The organism is Vibrio sp. MarTm2, from assembly GCF_027587055.1.
Lineage (GTDB): Bacteria > Pseudomonadota > Gammaproteobacteria > Enterobacterales > Vibrionaceae > Vibrio > Vibrio sinaloensis_D.
Map to the genome: position 1 here is coordinate 57,593 of NZ_JAPPTK010000010.1, position 16,623 is coordinate 74,215.

Sequence of the window (16,623 nt, forward strand, 5' to 3'; positions counted from 1 at the left end):
ACACTCTATAATACGACCCCTTAAATTTAATGCTCACATCAACTCGCTTGTGGAGACCTTATAGTGATCAGAAATTTCGCTGAATTGGAGCTAGACCCTAACCTACTCCTCGCCATTGAAGAAATGGGTTATGACCGCCCAACACAAATTCAGGCTGAAGCCATTCCGCAAGCGTTAGATGGCCGAGATATCTTGGCTTCTGCCCCCACTGGTACGGGTAAAACAGCCGCTTTTGTTTTGCCTGCGCTGCAATATTTACAAGACTTTCCTCGTCGTAAACCGGGGCCTGCTCGTATTCTGATCCTGACTCCGACACGCGAGTTAGCAATGCAGGTCGCAGACCAAGCTCGCGCACTGGCTAAACATACTAAGCTGAATATCTTTACGATAACCGGCGGAGTTCAGTACCAAGAGCACGCGGACATCTTAGGTAAAACCCAAGATATCGTGGTAGCAACACCAGGACGCTTGATGGAGTACATCAACGCAGAGCGCTTCGACTGTCGTGCGATTGAATGGCTGGTCCTTGATGAAGCGGATCGCATGCTAGATATGGGCTTTGGCCCAACAGTAGATCGTTTGTCTAACGAGTGTCGTTGGCGTAAACAAACACTATTGTTCTCGGCAACACTGGAAGGTAAAGGCGTTGAAGGTTTCACTGCAGATCTACTTAAAGATCCAGCAGATATTGATGCGGAACCATCTCGCCGTGAGCGCAAAAAAATCGCCCAGTGGTACCATCGTGCTGACGATATGAACCACAAACTTGAGCTGCTGAAGAAGATCATCACTGATCAAGCTGAGCGTTCAATCGTGTTCTTAAAAACTCGTGAGCGTCTTGGCGAGCTGCGTACTGAACTCGAAAAAGCGCAAATACCTTGTGCATGGATTCAAGGTGAAATGCCACAAGATCGTCGTAACAATGCCATCGCGCGTTTTCGCGACGGTACGGTAAATGTACTTCTGGCAACCGACGTTGCGGCTCGTGGTATCGACCTTCCTGATGTAAGCCATGTCATTAACTATGACATGCCACGCAGTGCGGATGTGTACCTACACCGTATTGGTCGTACTGCTCGTGCAGGTAAGAAAGGTAATGCAGTATCTCTTGTTGAAGCGCACGACCAACCAATGCTAGATCGCGTTGCTCGCTACGTAAAAGAAGACATCAAAGAGCGTTTCATCAAAGAGATGCGCCCTAAACATAAAAAACCTGTGTTTAAGAAAAAGAACAAAAAGAAAGACGATAAGAAAAAAGTAACGGCGAAAGGTAAGAAGAAAGTCGCTAAGAAGAAAAAGTAACGTCTTGATTCAATAATACTGCAAGGGTTGATGTGAAAGCATCAACCCTTTTTTATGCACGAACAATTGGTTTACAAATTGGTTTACAGATCGCGTTGAGAGATTCCTTGCTCACTCCGTCATCGCTCTAAGAAATAACGACCTAAAAAAATACCGCCTTAAGTAAGGCGGCATTTCGGAAACGGTTCTTCAAAGCGTTTGTTGTGAAAGCAAGGCGACAAGTAAACTCACCTTAAACACAGAAGATACTCAAAATAGTTGGAGCGATGGCAAGGCAACAAACGAATCCGGCCCCAGGAGCATATTCTCATTCCATCTTCAAAGCATTTGTTGTGAGAGCAAGGCGACAAGTAAACTCAGCCTTGGGAGCGTAGTGCGCTACGTGACTAAGGTGAGTTTACGCTGTCAACGCCGCTATCGCAGCAAAGGCACAGAAGATTAGTGTTCGCGAGTCGCGCGGAACTCCACTTCTGGGAAACGCTCTTTTGCCAGATTTAGATTTACCATCGTTGGCGCAATGTACGTCAGATTATCACCACCATCCAATGCTAGGTTGGTTTGATTCTTACGCTGGAATTCATCCAGTTTTTTACCATCAGAGCACTCAACCCAACGAGCCGTTGCTACGTTAACACTCTCGTAGATGGCTTCTACGTTGTATTCGGCTTTAAGGCGCGCAACAACTACATCAAACTGAAGCACACCCACAGCACCAACAATCAAATCATTGTTTTGTAGTGGACGGAACACCTGTACTGCACCCTCTTCAGAGAGCTGAACTAGACCTTTAAGCAGCTGTTTCTGCTTTAGTGGATCACGCAAGCGAATACGACGGAACAATTCAGGTGCAAAGTTAGGAATACCTGAGAATTTCAGAGCTTCACCTTGAGTGAAGGTATCACCGATTTGGATTGTACCGTGGTTGTGAAGACCAATGATGTCGCCAGCATACGCATTTTCAGCTCGCGAACGATCGCCTGCCATAAAGGTAACCGCATCTGAAATGTTGATTTGCTTACCGATACGCACATGGTTCATCTTCATGCCTTGCTTATAAGTACCCGACACAATGCGCATGAAAGCAATGCGGTCGCGGTGCTTCGGATCCATGTTAGCTTGGATCTTAAACACGAATCCTGAGAAGTTTTCTTCCGTCGCTTCAACAGAGCGTTCATTCGCTTCACGTGTTTGAGGTGCAGGAGCCCACTTGGTTAGACCGTCTAGCATGTGGTCAACACCGAAGTTACCTAGTGCCGTACCGAAGTAAACCGGGGTCAACTCGCCTTTAAGGAACAGCTCCAAATCAAATTCAGGACATGCACCCATTACCAGCTCAAGTTCCTCACGAACACTCTCAGCAAGATCAGCGCCTACTGCTTCATCAAGCTCAGGGTTATCCAACCCTTTAATTGTGCGTACTTCTTGAATTTCATGACCATGACCAGATTCGTACAGGATCGTTTCATCACGGTGGATATGGTAGACACCCTTGAACTCTTTACCACAACCGATTGGCCAAGAGATGGGTGCACACATCATACCCAATTCGCTTTCAACTTCATCAAGCACTTCCATTGGGTCACGTACATCACGGTCCAATTTGTTCATGAAGGTGACGATTGGCGTGTCACGCAGACGTGTCACTTCCATCAACTTGCGCGTACGATCCTCGACACCTTTCGCCGCGTCAATCACCATTAAGCAAGAGTCAACAGCCGTCAGAGTACGGTAGGTATCTTCCGAAAAGTCTTCGTGTCCAGGAGTATCAAGTAGATTGACCAGACAATCGTTGTATGGAAACTGCATGACCGACGTCGTTACCGAAATACCACGCTCTTTTTCCATTTCCATCCAGTCTGACTTAGCGTGTTGAGCTGAGCCACGACCTTTTACTGTACCAGCAGTTTGAATAGCGCGTCCGAAAAGTAGTACTTTTTCAGTAATGGTGGTTTTACCCGCATCTGGGTGCGAGATAATGGCGAACGTTCTGCGCTTAGAAACTTCACCAAGAAAAGCTGTATTTGACATCAAAAGATCTTCTTTTGTCTGGTTACCAGAAGCCTAAAAATCAGTTACTCTGACTGTTCCGGCCGTTAGATTCAATTTTGCGCGGTATTCTCTCTCATATTCTCTTGAGGGGCAACTTCAAGGACGAAAATGGCTCAATATCAGAGTCATTGAAGGGACAAATTAAAATATCAATAAATATAGGCTATAACTAAAGGAGTAGAGGGAACTTGATACGACTATGCCGAAAAGCCAAAAGATAAATTCATTAGCCTTCAGACAAGCCAAAACCGTCTTTCTAGTTTCTGTGCTGCTAGGAATCTGTTTCAGCTTCTATCATATTTTGGTGGATCTTCATCAGGAGCAAAAGCGCATCGAAGAACACTATCAGTTCAAGCTGTTGCAAAACTACTCCAACGCCAGTCAAGCTGCGTATCATTTAAATCAATTACTTGCAGAACAAGTCGCATCCAGTTTAATGATGGATAATGCAATCTATCGAGTGGAGATCATTGATGATTTCGGTGATGTTCTAACGCGCAAGGAAAATAGCGTATCCCTGCAAGGAGGCTTTACAGAAGCCCTCTCCAACTACTTGACGCCGACAACGCCAGTCTACACCACAGAGCTACACCAGCCCAATTCACATGTCGTGGTGGGCACGCTGGCCTTTTCAGTCAACGGCGCCAATATCGCCAAAGAGTTTATTTCCAAAACCAGTAAAATTTTACTGTTTGATTTATTCAGGAACATACTTCTTACGTCTATTTTGCTGTTCTTTTTCTATCAAAAGCTGTCTAAGCCTTTGGTCACGCTGATCGACTGGGTGCGTTCACTGCAGAACAACAAAAGCGACATTCCACCACCGACGCTGTATCGAGATGACGAACTTGGCCATCTTGCAAAAACCTTTCACAGCCTTTGGAAAGACAGAGAAGCCGCAGAAGTTAAGTTGAACCAGCTTGCCTACTACGATTCATTAACTGGGCTCGCCAATCGCAGTTTGCTACTCCAGTTATTGGGAAAAGCAATTGATGATTCCAACGTTAGAAGTGAAACTGGTGCACTCTTCTACCTCGACTTGGATCGCTTCAAAACCATTAATGACTCGCTCGGCCACACCATTGGCGATCACTTACTAAAAGCGATTTCGATGAGGATTGAGGCGTGGTTAAAAGACGATTACACCGCCGCACGCATTGGTGGTGATGAGTTCGCGATCTTGTTACCCAACACAAATGCTGAAAAAGCGCATGAACTGGCGCAGCAACTTTTAGCATTGATATCGAACCCCTATTCCATTGACGATCATCAGCTCTATTGCTCCATGAGCGTCGGGATTGCGCTGTTCCCTTCTGTGGGTAACACCAACATTGATGTACTACGCCAAGCGGATACTGCGCTATACAGAGCCAAGGTGAGCGGTCGTAATAAATACACCTTCTATGAACCTGAAATGCAGGCTCAAGTTGAGTCCTTCCTTGAAATAGAAAAAGGGCTACACGAAGCACTGAACAAAGGTCACCTTGAACTTTACTACCAACCTCAAGTAAACAGTGAGCATCAAATCATTGGCGTAGAAGCGCTCATTCGCTGGAACCACCCAGAAAAAGGGTTGTTGCCACCTGGGGTATTTATGCCCATCGCAGAGGAGACAGGACAGATTCTTCAGATCGGTAATTGGATTATCGAGAAGGCGTGTTATCAATATGCTACTTGGCAAAAAGAAGGCGTACTGCCTGAGACCTTCCGCCGTTTAGCCATCAACATTAGTCCTTTGCAATTCTCTCAGGATTCGTTTGTCGAACACATCCATGACGCTTTGACTCAAGCCAACATCAGTGGCGACCAAATCGAGCTAGAAATTACAGAGAATCTACTTCTAGAAAATGTGGAAAATGCCATCCAAAAGATGGTGAAGTTAAAAGAGTACAATTTGAAGACATCGATCGATGACTTCGGTACAGGTTACTCATCGCTTAAATACCTCAAACATCTGGCTGTCGATGTGTTGAAGATCGACCGCTCGTTTGTCACCCAACTGCATCTCGATGAGAGTGACCAAGCCATTGTTGATACCATCATCATGACCGCGAAGCGACTTAACTTGGAGGTCATTGCCGAGGGCGTAGAGGACTGCAATGAGCTCAATACCCTCAAAGAGTTAGGCTGCGATCAGTTCCAAGGTTACTTATTCGATAAGCCTCTGCCAGCGAGTGAGCTCACGGAGCGCTTTACGAGAAATTACTACGCGATTGAAGACGGTTCGCCCATTAAAGCGATCCAGAAATAGCCCATCTTAAAAGAAGATGTAACTCATAATGAGTGCATCTTCTTTCCCTTTGTCTGTTGGATAGTAGTTGAGTCTTCTATCTACCTCGTTAAATCCGACAGCTTCATATAGGCTAAAGGCGCGCGCATTGCTTTCTCGAACTTCAAGCCAAATGCTCTCAGCACCACCTTCTTGGCATATCGCAATTAGATGCTCAATAAGCGCTTTGCCGTACCCTTGCCCCTGCAAACTGGGATCGACAGCAATATTGAGTAGAGTCACTTCTCCAACAATATTCTGTGCATAGAAATAGCCAACAAGTTTATCGCCATCGAACATCACATGATGACAAGCTCCTCGACTATCAATGTCACGGATTAAGGTTTGCGACCAAGGGTGAGTGTGAGCCAAGCATTCGATACGATAGACATCGCCTAAGTGTTCAGGCGCGAGTGGAATACAATGTAAAGTCATAATGTTTATTGGTAGGTACAAATTTGCTGCCACAACGAGCGGCGGTGTTGGGTATTACCATCGATCTCTTCGAGCAACGGAGAGGTTAGCGTTTTGGCTGTCACTTCCTCATTCTTTTCGCAGCCTGCAAACCACACCCACTCTAAAGAATGTTGGCTAAGTAAGCCAAGTTGCTCTGGATAGATGTGCAATGCCTGCTCAAGTGACAAGTTGATGCTTTTTAAAACGCGCTCAAACATCACAGCTGTCGCCCCTTGAGGTAACTGAGGAGAGACTAGCAATAGTTGGCATGACTCGGGCAATACCCATTCAGGAGTCGAGTAGCCAAGTAATCGTTCAGGATGCGCGATCTGATAACTCTGAATGCCCATCTCATGTAAATACTGTTGCTCTTGTTGCGTCATACCGACCCACCACCATTTAAATCGCGCCCATGCTACCACAAATCTAGCGGACAGAATCAACCATTTCAGTGCGACTTTCAGCATTCCAGAAAAACAAAAGCGCCACTCGATGGTAGCGCTTTGATCTCGGAAAGAGAGGCTTAGAAGCTAGCTTTCACTGCCTCTGCAATCTTAAGTGCCGACGATTGAACTAGCTCTGCATCTTCACCCTCAACCATCACTCGAATCAACGGCTCAGTACCAGACTTACGCAGTAGCACGCGTCCCTTTTCACCAAGCTCTGCTTCTACTTCTTTGGTTGCAGTAATCACCGCAGCCGCTTCAAGTGGGTTAGAGTCGCCAGAGAAACGGACATTTTCAAGCACTTGAGGGTATAGCTTCATTCCTTGTGATAGGTCATGAAGTGTCATATCGCTCCCCACAACCGAGGCAATCACTTGCAGCGCAGCAACAATCGCATCACCTGTTGTGACTTTGTCCAGTAGGATCACGTGCCCCGAGTTTTCAGCACCGATCTTCCAGCCTTTTTCAAGGAGTTGTTCCATCACATAGCGATCGCCTACCGCTGCACGAACAAAAGGAATACCAAGTTGCTTAAGGCCATTTTCCATACCAAGGTTAGTCATTAGCGTACCAACTACCCCACCTTTTAGCTCACCACGGCGAAGCGCGTCACGTGCGATGATGTAAGCGATTTGGTCACCGTCAATCTTGTTGCCCAAATGGTCAACCATGATGATACGGTCACCATCACCATCAAAGGCAAGGCCGAGGTGTGCCTGCTCTTCAACCACGCGTTTTTGCAGTGCACGCACATCAGTCGCACCCACTTCGTGGTTAATGTTTGTGCCGTTAGGCTCTACGCCCATTGCGACCACTTCTGCACCAAGTTCTTTGAATACGTTAGGCGCAATGTGATAAGTCGCACCATGAGCACAATCGACAACAATCTTAAGATTGGCAAGGCTAAGCTCTGATGGGAAAGTACTCTTACAAAACTCGATATAACGACCTGCTGCATCATTTAAGCGCGTCGCTTTACCGAGTTCTGCCGATTCGACACACTCGATCTCTTTGTCCAGTTCCGCTTCAATCGCCAGCTCAATATCATCAGGAAGTTTAGTACCCTCAGATGAGAAGAACTTAATGCCGTTGTCATAGTACGGGTTGTGTGAAGCAGAGATAACAATGCCCGCTTCGGCACGGAAAGTTTGCGTCAAGTAAGCTACTGCAGGCGTTGGCATTGGACCGGTAAACGTTGCTTTTAGACCCGCAGCGGCAAGACCAGCTTCGAGAGCCGATTCCAGCATGTAGCCAGAAATACGGGTATCTTTACCAATAATGACTTTCTTTGTTCCCTGCTTTGCCAGTACACGACCAGCAGCCCAGCCAAGCTTTAGTACAAAATCCGGTGTAATTGGGTATTGCCCAACTTTGCCACGAACACCATCTGTACCAAAATAACGTCTTTTGTCAGACATAATGAATCCTTTTTATAATCGTTTTTGCGTTTAACGGTTTTGCCTAACCATTGAAACTATTTTCATCGCATCAAGCGTTTGTTCAAAATCATGCACGCGTATGATTTGCGCGCCTTTCATCGCTGCGATTGTAGCGCAACTGACACTCGCAGCAACACACTCTGATGGCGTCTTATCCAAGAGTTTGAACACCATAGACTTACGGGACATACCCGCTAAAATCGGCAAACCAAACTGATGAAACTGCTCTAAGTGGGCCAGCATATGATAGTTATGCTCTATCGTTTTACCAAAGCCAAAGCCAGGGTCTAATATAAGCTGCTCACGCTTGATCCCAACGCCCTCACAAGCCTCTACTCGCTCTTCCAGAAACTGGCCAACTTCAATAAGCAAGTCATCATAATGCGGATTTGCTTGCATCGTTCTTGGTTGACCTTGCATGTGCATCAAGCACACTGGTAAACCCGTTTCTGCCGCAACGTGCAGCGCTCCGGGCTCTTGCAATGCTCTAACATCATTGATGATGTCCGCTCCAGCTTGCGCGGCTTGACGCATCACTTCAGCTTTACTCGTATCGACAGAAATCCAAACATCATGCTTTTCTCGAATCGCTTTAATAACCGGAATAACACGATTGAGTTCTTCAGTCAGTTCAACGTCTGGCGCGCCAGGACGTGTAGATTCACCACCAATATCAATGATAGTGACACCGGCATCGATCATGCGTTGAGCTTGTTGGAGCGCATTGTCCAAGGAGTTGTATTTTCCGCCATCCGAGAAGGAATCAGGTGTGACGTTAAGTATCCCCATGACTTGAGGAGTGGATAAGTCTAAGACTTTGTTATTTGCAGTGATTATCATAATAAATACAAAAACCCCGAGTTGCCTCGGGGTTTATCTAATCAAACTCAATTACTCAGAGTCTTTTTTCTCTGTCGCTTCAGTAGAAGAACTTTCCTGAGACGTTGGTTGCTCTTCAGCTTTTACTTCAGAGGTTGTCTCTTCAGGCTTTTCGTCTACTTTTTCTTCTTTCGCTTCCGGCTTGTTGTTTTGGTTGTCACCCCAGCCCGCTGGTTCGCGAATTTCAGATTTACGTGCCATTAGATCGTCAATCTGACCGGCATCAATCGTCTCGTACTTCATCAACGCGTCTTTCATCGCGTGCATGATATCCATGTTGTCTTCAAGGATCTGCTTCGCACGAGCGTAGTTGCGATCAATGATTTGACGAATTTCAGTATCGATAAGCTTTGCAGTGTCATCAGACATATGTTTAGTCTGCGTCACGCTACGGCCTAGGAATACTTCGCCTTCTTCTTCAGCGTATAGAAGAGGACCCAGTTTTTCAGAGAAGCCCCATTGCGTCACCATCTTACGAGCAATGTCAGTTGCACGTTCGATATCGTTCGAAGCACCAGTCGAGACTTTATCTGCACCGTAAATAAGCTCTTCAGCTAAGCGACCACCGTAAAGACTTGAAACCATAGACTCTAGGTGTTGGCGAGACATGCTTACACGATCTTGCTCAGGAAGATACATCGTCACACCTAGCGCACGGCCACGTGGAATGATCGATACCTTGTACACTGGATCGTGTTCTGGAACTAGACGACCAACAATTGCGTGGCCTGCTTCGTGGTACGCAGTTGACTCTTTAGTTTCTTCAGACATCACCATAGAGCGGCGCTCTGCACCCATCATGATCTTGTCTTTCGCCAGTTCAAACTCAACCATAGAAACGTTGCGCTTGTTACCGCGAGCCGCGAACAATGCCGCTTCGTTCACTAGGTTAGCAAGGTCTGCACCTGAGAAGCCTGGTGTACCACGTGCGATTAGAGAAGGCTCTACGTCACCTGCTAGCGGCACTTTACGCATGTGTACTTTAAGAATCTGCTCACGACCACGTACATCTGGTAGACCAACCACCACTTGACGGTCAAAACGACCAGGGCGTAGAAGCGCTGGGTCAAGTACGTCTGGACGGTTAGTCGCAGCGATAACGATGATACCTTCGTTACCTTCAAAGCCATCCATTTCAACGAGCATTTGGTTCAGTGTTTGTTCACGTTCATCGTGGCCACCACCAACACCAGCACCACGCTGACGACCTACTGCATCGATCTCATCGATAAAGATAATACAAGGTGCCGCTTTCTTCGCTTGCTCAAACATGTCACGTACACGGGATGCACCAACACCAACGAACATTTCTACGAAGTCAGAACCAGAGATAGTAAAGAACGGTACTTTCGCTTCACCGGCAATCGCTTTCGCAAGTAGCGTTTTACCAGTACCAGGAGGACCAACCATCAGAACACCCGTAGGGATCTTACCGCCCAGTTTCTGGAAGCGGCTTGGATCACGCAGGTAGTCCACCAATTCTTTTACGTCTTCTTTTGCTTCATCACAACCTGCGACGTCAGCAAAAGTAGTCTTAATTTGTTCTTCGCTCATCATTCGAGCTTTACTCTTACCGAAAGACATAGCGCCTTTACCGCCGCCGCCTTGCATTTGACGCATGAAGAAGATCCACACACCAATTAGCAAAATCATCGGGAACCAAGAGATGAAGATAGTACCTAGCAAGCTTTGCTCTTCAGGAGGCGTGCCTTGTACTTTTACATTTTGGTTAATTAGGTCATCAAGGAGCTTCTGGTCGTAGACTGGCATGTAAGTAACATAACGCGCGCCGCCGCCACGACGAGTGAAAGTAATCTCACCGTCTTTAAAAGTTGCTTCCTGAATCTGGCCTTGGCCAACTTCCTGTACAAACGTGGTGTAATCCACCGCTCTGCCATTGCTCTCTCCAGGGCCAAAGCTCTGGAATACCGACATCAATACGACAGCGATAACAAGCCACAGAATTAAATTTTTTGCCATGTCACTCAAGGTGTAAGCCTCTCGATAACTAATTGTAATTAAAGGTAGGGTACTACAGTTTATAACCTGTAGCTATAGTGTTAACTTGCCTCCCAGAAGGCAAAATAGTTAACCTTTGTAACCAGTGGCTACAACGAAGACTTCTCGGGAGCGAGCTCGCGAAGAGTCAGGTTTTCTAATTTTTACGACTTTAAACATGTCTCGGACTTCTTTCACAAACTGATCGAAGCCTTCCCCCTGGAAAACCTTTACAACAAAGCTACCATTAGGGGCTAGAACTTGTCGACACATATCTAGAGCCAATTCAACCAAATACATTGCTCTCGGCTGATCAACCGAATTATTACCCGCGATGTTAGGTGCCATATCTGACATGACCACATCCACCATTGAAGGTTGGATTCGGTCAAGCAGCGCTTCTAAGACAGCATCGTCACGAAAGTCACCTTGAAGGAAACTAACCCCTGCAATCGGATCCATTGGAAGTAAGTCACAGGCAATGATCTGACCACTGTCTCCTATTATCTTAGCAGCATATTGAGACCAACCACCGGGAGCAGCACCTAAGTCGACAACCGTCATACCAGGTTTTAGTAGTTTGTCTTTAGTTTGGATCTCTTCCATCTTGAAATAAGCACGAGAACGGTAGCCTTTTTTACGAGCTTCATTCGCGTATTTATCATCAAAGTGTTCTTTCAACCAGCGGCCTGAGCTAGCTGAATGTTTCTGTTTACTCATTTTAATCCCAATAAGGCACAAATAGGAGCTATTGTTTTAATAGGCTGAACCTATTACTCAATAAATTATAGTCTTCAGCAATAGATGGCGTTAAAATAGCTTTTTTCAACCCTTATTTTAAAGAAAATTGGCCGCGAAATGAACCTAAGCACTAAACAAAAGCAGCATCTAAAAGGCCTAGCGCACAGTCTAAAACCTGTCGTGCTTATGGGCGCAAACGGACTCACTGAAGCTGTTCTAGCGGAAATTGAAATTGCTCTAAACCACCACGAGCTAATCAAAGTAAAAGTCGCATCGGAAGACCGTGAGACTAAAAACCTGATTATCGATGCAATTATCCGCGAAACTGAAGCGGAAAAAGTACAAGTAATCGGTAAAACGCTAGTTCTTTTCCGTCAAACGGATGAGCGCAAAATCGAGCTACCACGTAAATAACTCTAGTTACGTTAGCAACAAAAAAGGTCGCCTATGCGACCTTTTTTAGTATTGGTGTTTACGCTAACGCTTAGATGTACTCTACGCGGTCGATCTCAAAGTCGCGATCGCCACCAGGTGTAGAGATTGCAACCTCATCACCTTCCATCTTACCGATAAGACCACGCGCAATTGGCGAACTTACCGAGATTCGACCTGATTTGATATCCGCTTCGTCATCACCAACGATTTGGTATCTCTTCTCTTCATCTGTATCGACGTCAATCAATGTCACCGTCGAACCAAAGATAACTTTACCTGAATTATCCATTTTGGTTACGTCGATAACTTGCGCCACTGAAAGCTTGTACTCAATATCACGGATTTGAGCTTCACAAATACCTTGCTCTTCACGTGCAGCATGATATTCCGCGTTTTCTTTCAGATCACCTAGCTCACGAGCTTCAGCAATTGCTTCAGAAATTTGTGGGCGAAGTTTTAATAGGCGGTCGAGTTCTTCACGTAGCTGCTTTTCGCCACGTACCGTCATAGGGACTTTTTCCATTGTTTACCTCATTCCAAAGCTATCTTTGGACAAAACAAAACTACCTAACCGCAGGGATTAGGTAGTGAGTTAACTAATCAATTTATTCTAGTGTAAACAAACTTGGCAACTAAATCACCATAAATCCCACACATCAAAAGGTTGCTCACATTGGTATTGATTATTTTTAAATCAGCACCTTCCGTGAAATGTAAAAACGTCCTTATTCAACTAAAAAAACGTAAAAAATAGCCATGTCAGAGCAATGTCAAGTGCACATAAAAAACCATATAAATCATAAGCTTGATGTTTTTTAACACAAAATAAAACAGTGTTCATAATTCAAATTTATATCATTTTACTAACCCATCAGGGAACTTACACGTTAAAACATTGCTCACCGATTGCTCTCATCGAGTGAAGACTTTCTTCAGATTTCTAACATGAATCTTGAATATGAGTATTGATTCACAGGAGCAATAATTAGAGGATAACCCATGCAAACTGTGTTATCGCTCGCATATAACTATTTATGGACAGTAAATTAGGACTTATAAGATGAACAAAACTCTGATTGCTCTTGCAGTTTCAGCTGCAGCAGTGGCTACTGGCGCAAACGCGGCAGAAATCTACAACCAAGACGGCACTACTCTGGAAATGGGCGGCCGTGCTGAAGCACGTCTTTCACTAAAAGACGGTAAAGCGCAAGACAACTCTCGCGTACGTCTAAACTTCCTAGGTACAACTCAAATCACTGACGGTCTATACGGCGTTGGTTTCTACGAAGGTGAATTCACCACTGCAGACAACAAAAACGAAGATGATATCGATCACCGATACATCTACGCAGGTCTAGGCGGCAAATTTGGTGAAGTAACTTACGGTAAAAACGACGGTGCTCTAGGCGTTATTACAGATTTCACAGATATCATGGCTTACCACGGTAACTCTGCAGCGCACAAAATCGCTGCCGCTGACCGTGTAGACAACATGATTTCTTACAAAGGCCAATTCAACGACCTAAGCCTAAAAGCAAGCTACCGCTTCGCTGACCGCACAGAGGGTACAACATCTAACCCAGGTGCATACGGTGACAACGGTGCGGATGGTTACTCTCTATCTGCTATCTACGCTGTTGCTGATACTGGCCTAAATCTAGGTGCAGGTTACGCAGACCAAGCTGACCAAAATGAATACATGCTTGCAGCGTCTTACTCAATCCAAGATCTGTACCTTGCAACGGTATACACTAACGGTGAGCTAGACAAGAAAGACGCGGACTACACTGGTTACGAATTTGCAGCTGCTTACACGCTAAACCAAACTGTGTTCAGCACTACGTACAACAACGCTGAAACTAACGGCGAAACATCAGCTGACAACGTAGCAATTGACGCGACTTACTACTTCAAGCCTAACTTCCGTGGCTATGTATCTTACAACTTCAACCTTATCGACAAAGGCGACAAGCTAGGTAAAGTTGGTAGCAACGGTACAGCATCTTCTATGGATGCAGAAGACGAACTAGCAATCGGTCTACGTTACGACTTCTAATTTGTGACTAACAGTCATGAATCTAAGACGCCCGCTCTATAGCGGGCGTTTTTTTTACTGGTTATACTGACTCATGCCCATCCAATAGCCGACAACTGAATCATGAAAACCTTGTGTATTACCACTCTACTTTCCGTCTGTACGACTTTTTCCTGCCTAGCCTACTCTCCATTAGAGTCACTACCGAAAGGACATAGGGCAGGCTTACTGGTCGAGCGGTTAGACAAACCACAAGTGCTATTGACCACAAACAACAATACTCAGTACTTTCCTCCTGCGAGCACGTTAAAAATCGTCACGGCGCTCGCGGCGAAACTAGAGCTGGGCGACAACTTTCGCTTCACGACCACAATAGGTAAAGCGGATAAAGATGTCGTGATTCGGTTTTCTGGTGATCCAACCCTGACCACCGCCGCTCTCAAACAACTATTAATCTCAGCTCAGCAGCAAGGACTTAAAAAGATCGAAGGCGATCTATGGCTCGATAATAGTGCGTTTACTGGTTACGACCGCGCCGTGGGCTGGCCTTGGGACATACTGGGGGTTTGCTACAGCGCGCCAGCGAGTGCTATCACCTTGGATGAAAACTGCGTTCAAGCCTCTATTTACACAGAGGCAAACCAAAAGACTCGCGTTTACGTACCTGAGCATTTTCCTATTTATGCCTCAACTTCTGCCATCAGCGTCACTAAAACCGAGCAAGAGGCAACCCAATGCGATTTAGGTCTTATTTCATCGCCAGATAATCACTACCAATTGCAAGGCTGCTTGGTCGAACGGAGTAAACCTCTACCACTTAAGTTCGCGGTACAAAGTCCAGAATTATATGCTCAGCGAATGCTTCACACCTTGCTCACTCAGCTCAATCTCGAGCTTGAAGGTAATATTCGCGTTGGCAAGCCAAAGCTTGATAACCAAATCCTCGCTGAACACCATTCAGTGTCGCTGCTCCCTATGTTGGATGAGATGCTAAAACGATCCGACAACTTGATTGCAGACAACCTAACCAAAACGATAGGAAGCCAGTTCTTCATTCAGCCCGGAAGCTTTTCCAACGGAACGAAAGCGATCAAACAGATCATCTTCGCTCATACCGGAGTCGACTTGTCTGACACTCCGCTCGCAGACGGCTCGGGATTATCACGCAATAACCGCTTTAGCAGCGGGGACATGGCGAAAATACTGCGCTACATTTGGCAAAATGATGAGCAGCTCAATTTGGTTGCATTGCTGCCCAAGTCTGGTGAAAGCGGAACGTTGAAATATCGTCGAAGTATGAGAAAAAGTCCTGTAAAAGGAGCGATTATCGGTAAAAGTGGCTCACTCTATGGTAGCTATAATATGGCAGGCTTTGGTACCGATGCCAGTGGAGAGCCCAAGACGCTATTTGTCCAATTCGTTACGGATTACCATCAAGCAAAAGAAAAGAGCGAGGGTAAACCTACCGTCGCTCCAATAACTCAGTTCGAGACCTTGTTTTACAAGGATGTGATCTCATTTAGTCAGGCAATACCCAAGAAATAGTTCACCACGGTGAAGTAAATCCACATGCCCGAGATATCGACGATAGACGCCAACACTGGACTCACAAGCACCGCAGGGTCCAGTTTGAACGCTCTCGCAAGGATAGGTAATAGCCCCCCTAACGTTGTCGACATAGTCACTTGAATAAACAGCGCGACTGCAATCGCCATTGCAATGGTATTAAGCTCAAAGCCTCCCGTAGTGGATCCGTCGCTAAACAATAGAATGCGACCGACCATTACCAAAGAGATGGCAAACGCCAAGCACAGCGCCACTCGGCTCTCTTTCCAAAAAACCTTGACCCACTGCCGCTTCTTGAGCTCTCCCGTCGCCAATGCACGAATCACCAAGGTTGCCGCTTGCGTGCCAGTGTTACCACCAGCTGCGGCGATCACGGGCATGTAGATCGCTAATAAAACAAGCTGACTAAGTGTATCTTCATATTGAGCAATGATAAGCCCTGAGACAATCCCCAACAGCGCTAGAGCGATGATCCAACCAATTCGTTGCTTCACATGCTCTACGACAGAGGTACTCAAATAACCGTTAGCCGTCTCAACTTCTGAATGAATAAACCCGAGTTGATGAGCGTAATGGCGAGCGCGCTTGTCATGCCCTTCATTTTCCAACAGAGATAGTAATTGCTGAACATAGCCAACAGAGCAGTGATGCAGTATCGCCACCGCCTCTTCTATTGGCATCACGGTTAGCAGATGCACTTGTTGATTTTGTTCATACTGCAAAAATGCATTACGAGCCGCACCAATCTCTTCTTGAGAAAAGTGTGTGTTGTTTTCGATATACGTATTGCTCATTACCGTCATGGCGAATCTCCCGATTGGCAATAGGTAACGACCATCAAATACAGAATGGTAAACAAACGGTGACGTTTAGAAACAAAAAGCAACCTAAACGTATTGAAAGGTAAATATGTTCTGTATTTAGTTTCTAGTTTTCGAGGAGAAAAACATGAGGAATCAAAGAAAAGAGGATTGCTCTACCAAACAGGTAGAGGCGGAAACGACAATA

General features: G+C 45.8%; 14 protein-coding genes. 5 read left to right on the top strand and 9 right to left on the bottom strand.

Going from position 1 to position 16,623, the window contains the following annotated elements; all coding sequences use genetic code 11:
• The first annotated feature begins 63 nt into the window (after positions 1-63).
• A complete protein-coding gene (gene srmB, locus OH458_RS16945; protein WP_269979206.1) occupies positions 64-1,302 on the top strand; it encodes an ATP-dependent RNA helicase SrmB in 1,239 nt (412 codons plus the stop codon).
• 438 nt (positions 1,303-1,740) lie between these two features.
• Here srmB and prfC read toward each other — a convergent pair whose 3' ends face one another.
• Positions 1,741-3,330: a peptide chain release factor 3 gene (prfC, locus tag OH458_RS16950; protein WP_269979207.1), complete on the bottom strand. Its 1,590-nt coding sequence runs from the start codon at positions 3,328-3,330 to the stop codon at positions 1,741-1,743.
• Positions 3,331-3,550: 220 nt separating this feature from the next.
• Here prfC and OH458_RS16955 point away from each other — a divergent pair, with 220 nt between their 5' ends.
• On the top strand, positions 3,551-5,602 hold the full coding sequence (locus tag OH458_RS16955; protein ID WP_269979208.1) for a putative bifunctional diguanylate cyclase/phosphodiesterase: 2,052 nt from the start codon (positions 3,551-3,553) through the stop codon (positions 5,600-5,602).
• A 6-nt stretch (positions 5,603-5,608) separates the two neighbouring features.
• Here OH458_RS16955 and rimI read toward each other — a convergent pair whose 3' ends face one another.
• The 6 genes from rimI to rlmE all read right to left on the bottom strand — a co-directional run bounded on the left by rimI (position 5,609) and on the right by rlmE (position 11,558).
• Positions 5,609-6,055: a ribosomal protein S18-alanine N-acetyltransferase gene (rimI, locus tag OH458_RS16960; protein WP_269979209.1), complete on the bottom strand. Its 447-nt coding sequence runs from the start codon at positions 6,053-6,055 to the stop codon at positions 5,609-5,611.
• Between the two features lie 5 nt (positions 6,056-6,060).
• The gene (locus OH458_RS16965) at positions 6,061-6,459 is read right to left on the bottom strand and encodes a DNA polymerase III subunit psi (protein ID WP_269979210.1); all 399 of its coding nucleotides are present in this window, start codon (positions 6,457-6,459) and stop codon (positions 6,061-6,063) included.
• A 140-nt stretch (positions 6,460-6,599) separates the two neighbouring features.
• Positions 6,600-7,940 carry a phosphoglucosamine mutase gene (gene glmM / locus OH458_RS16970; RefSeq protein ID WP_005474251.1) on the bottom strand — a complete coding sequence of 447 codons (1,341 nt, stop codon included), beginning with the start codon at positions 7,938-7,940 and terminating at the stop codon, positions 6,600-6,602.
• Between the two features lie 30 nt (positions 7,941-7,970).
• Positions 7,971-8,801, bottom strand: coding sequence for a dihydropteroate synthase (gene folP / locus OH458_RS16975; RefSeq protein ID WP_269979211.1), 831 nt, complete (start codon positions 8,799-8,801; stop codon positions 7,971-7,973).
• 51 nt (positions 8,802-8,852) lie between these two features.
• Entirely contained in the window at positions 8,853-10,820 is a 1,968-nt protein-coding gene (ftsH, locus tag OH458_RS16980; RefSeq protein WP_269979212.1) for an ATP-dependent zinc metalloprotease FtsH, read from the bottom strand.
• Between the two features lie 108 nt (positions 10,821-10,928).
• Positions 10,929-11,558 carry a 23S rRNA (uridine(2552)-2'-O)-methyltransferase RlmE gene (rlmE, locus tag OH458_RS16985; protein WP_005474337.1) on the bottom strand — a complete coding sequence of 210 codons (630 nt, stop codon included), beginning with the start codon at positions 11,556-11,558 and terminating at the stop codon, positions 10,929-10,931.
• Positions 11,559-11,696: 138 nt separating this feature from the next.
• On the opposite strand from rlmE, the gene yhbY reads away from it, so the two are divergent.
• Positions 11,697-11,993, top strand: coding sequence for a ribosome assembly RNA-binding protein YhbY (gene yhbY, locus OH458_RS16990; protein WP_005474258.1), 297 nt, complete (start codon positions 11,697-11,699; stop codon positions 11,991-11,993).
• Positions 11,994-12,063: 70 nt separating this feature from the next.
• Here yhbY and greA read toward each other — a convergent pair whose 3' ends face one another.
• Positions 12,064-12,537, bottom strand: coding sequence for a transcription elongation factor GreA (greA, locus tag OH458_RS16995; RefSeq protein ID WP_005474321.1), 474 nt, complete (start codon positions 12,535-12,537; stop codon positions 12,064-12,066).
• Between the two features lie 537 nt (positions 12,538-13,074).
• Between greA and OH458_RS17000 the strand changes: the two genes are divergently transcribed.
• A complete protein-coding gene (locus OH458_RS17000) occupies positions 13,075-14,070 on the top strand; it encodes a porin (RefSeq protein ID WP_269979213.1) in 996 nt (331 codons plus the stop codon).
• 102 nt (positions 14,071-14,172) lie between these two features.
• Positions 14,173-15,594 (top strand): serine-type D-Ala-D-Ala carboxypeptidase, encoded by a 1,422-nt coding sequence (gene dacB, locus OH458_RS17005; RefSeq protein ID WP_269979214.1) that lies wholly within the window; start codon positions 14,173-14,175, stop codon positions 15,592-15,594.
• Here the strand turns inward: dacB and OH458_RS17010 are convergent.
• Positions 15,573-16,418, bottom strand: a complete 846-nt coding sequence (locus OH458_RS17010; RefSeq protein ID WP_038137547.1) for a magnesium transporter — start codon at positions 16,416-16,418, stop codon at positions 15,573-15,575. The two genes, dacB and OH458_RS17010, sit on opposite strands and share 22 nt — an antisense overlap.
• Between the last annotated feature and the right edge of the window lie 205 nt (positions 16,419-16,623).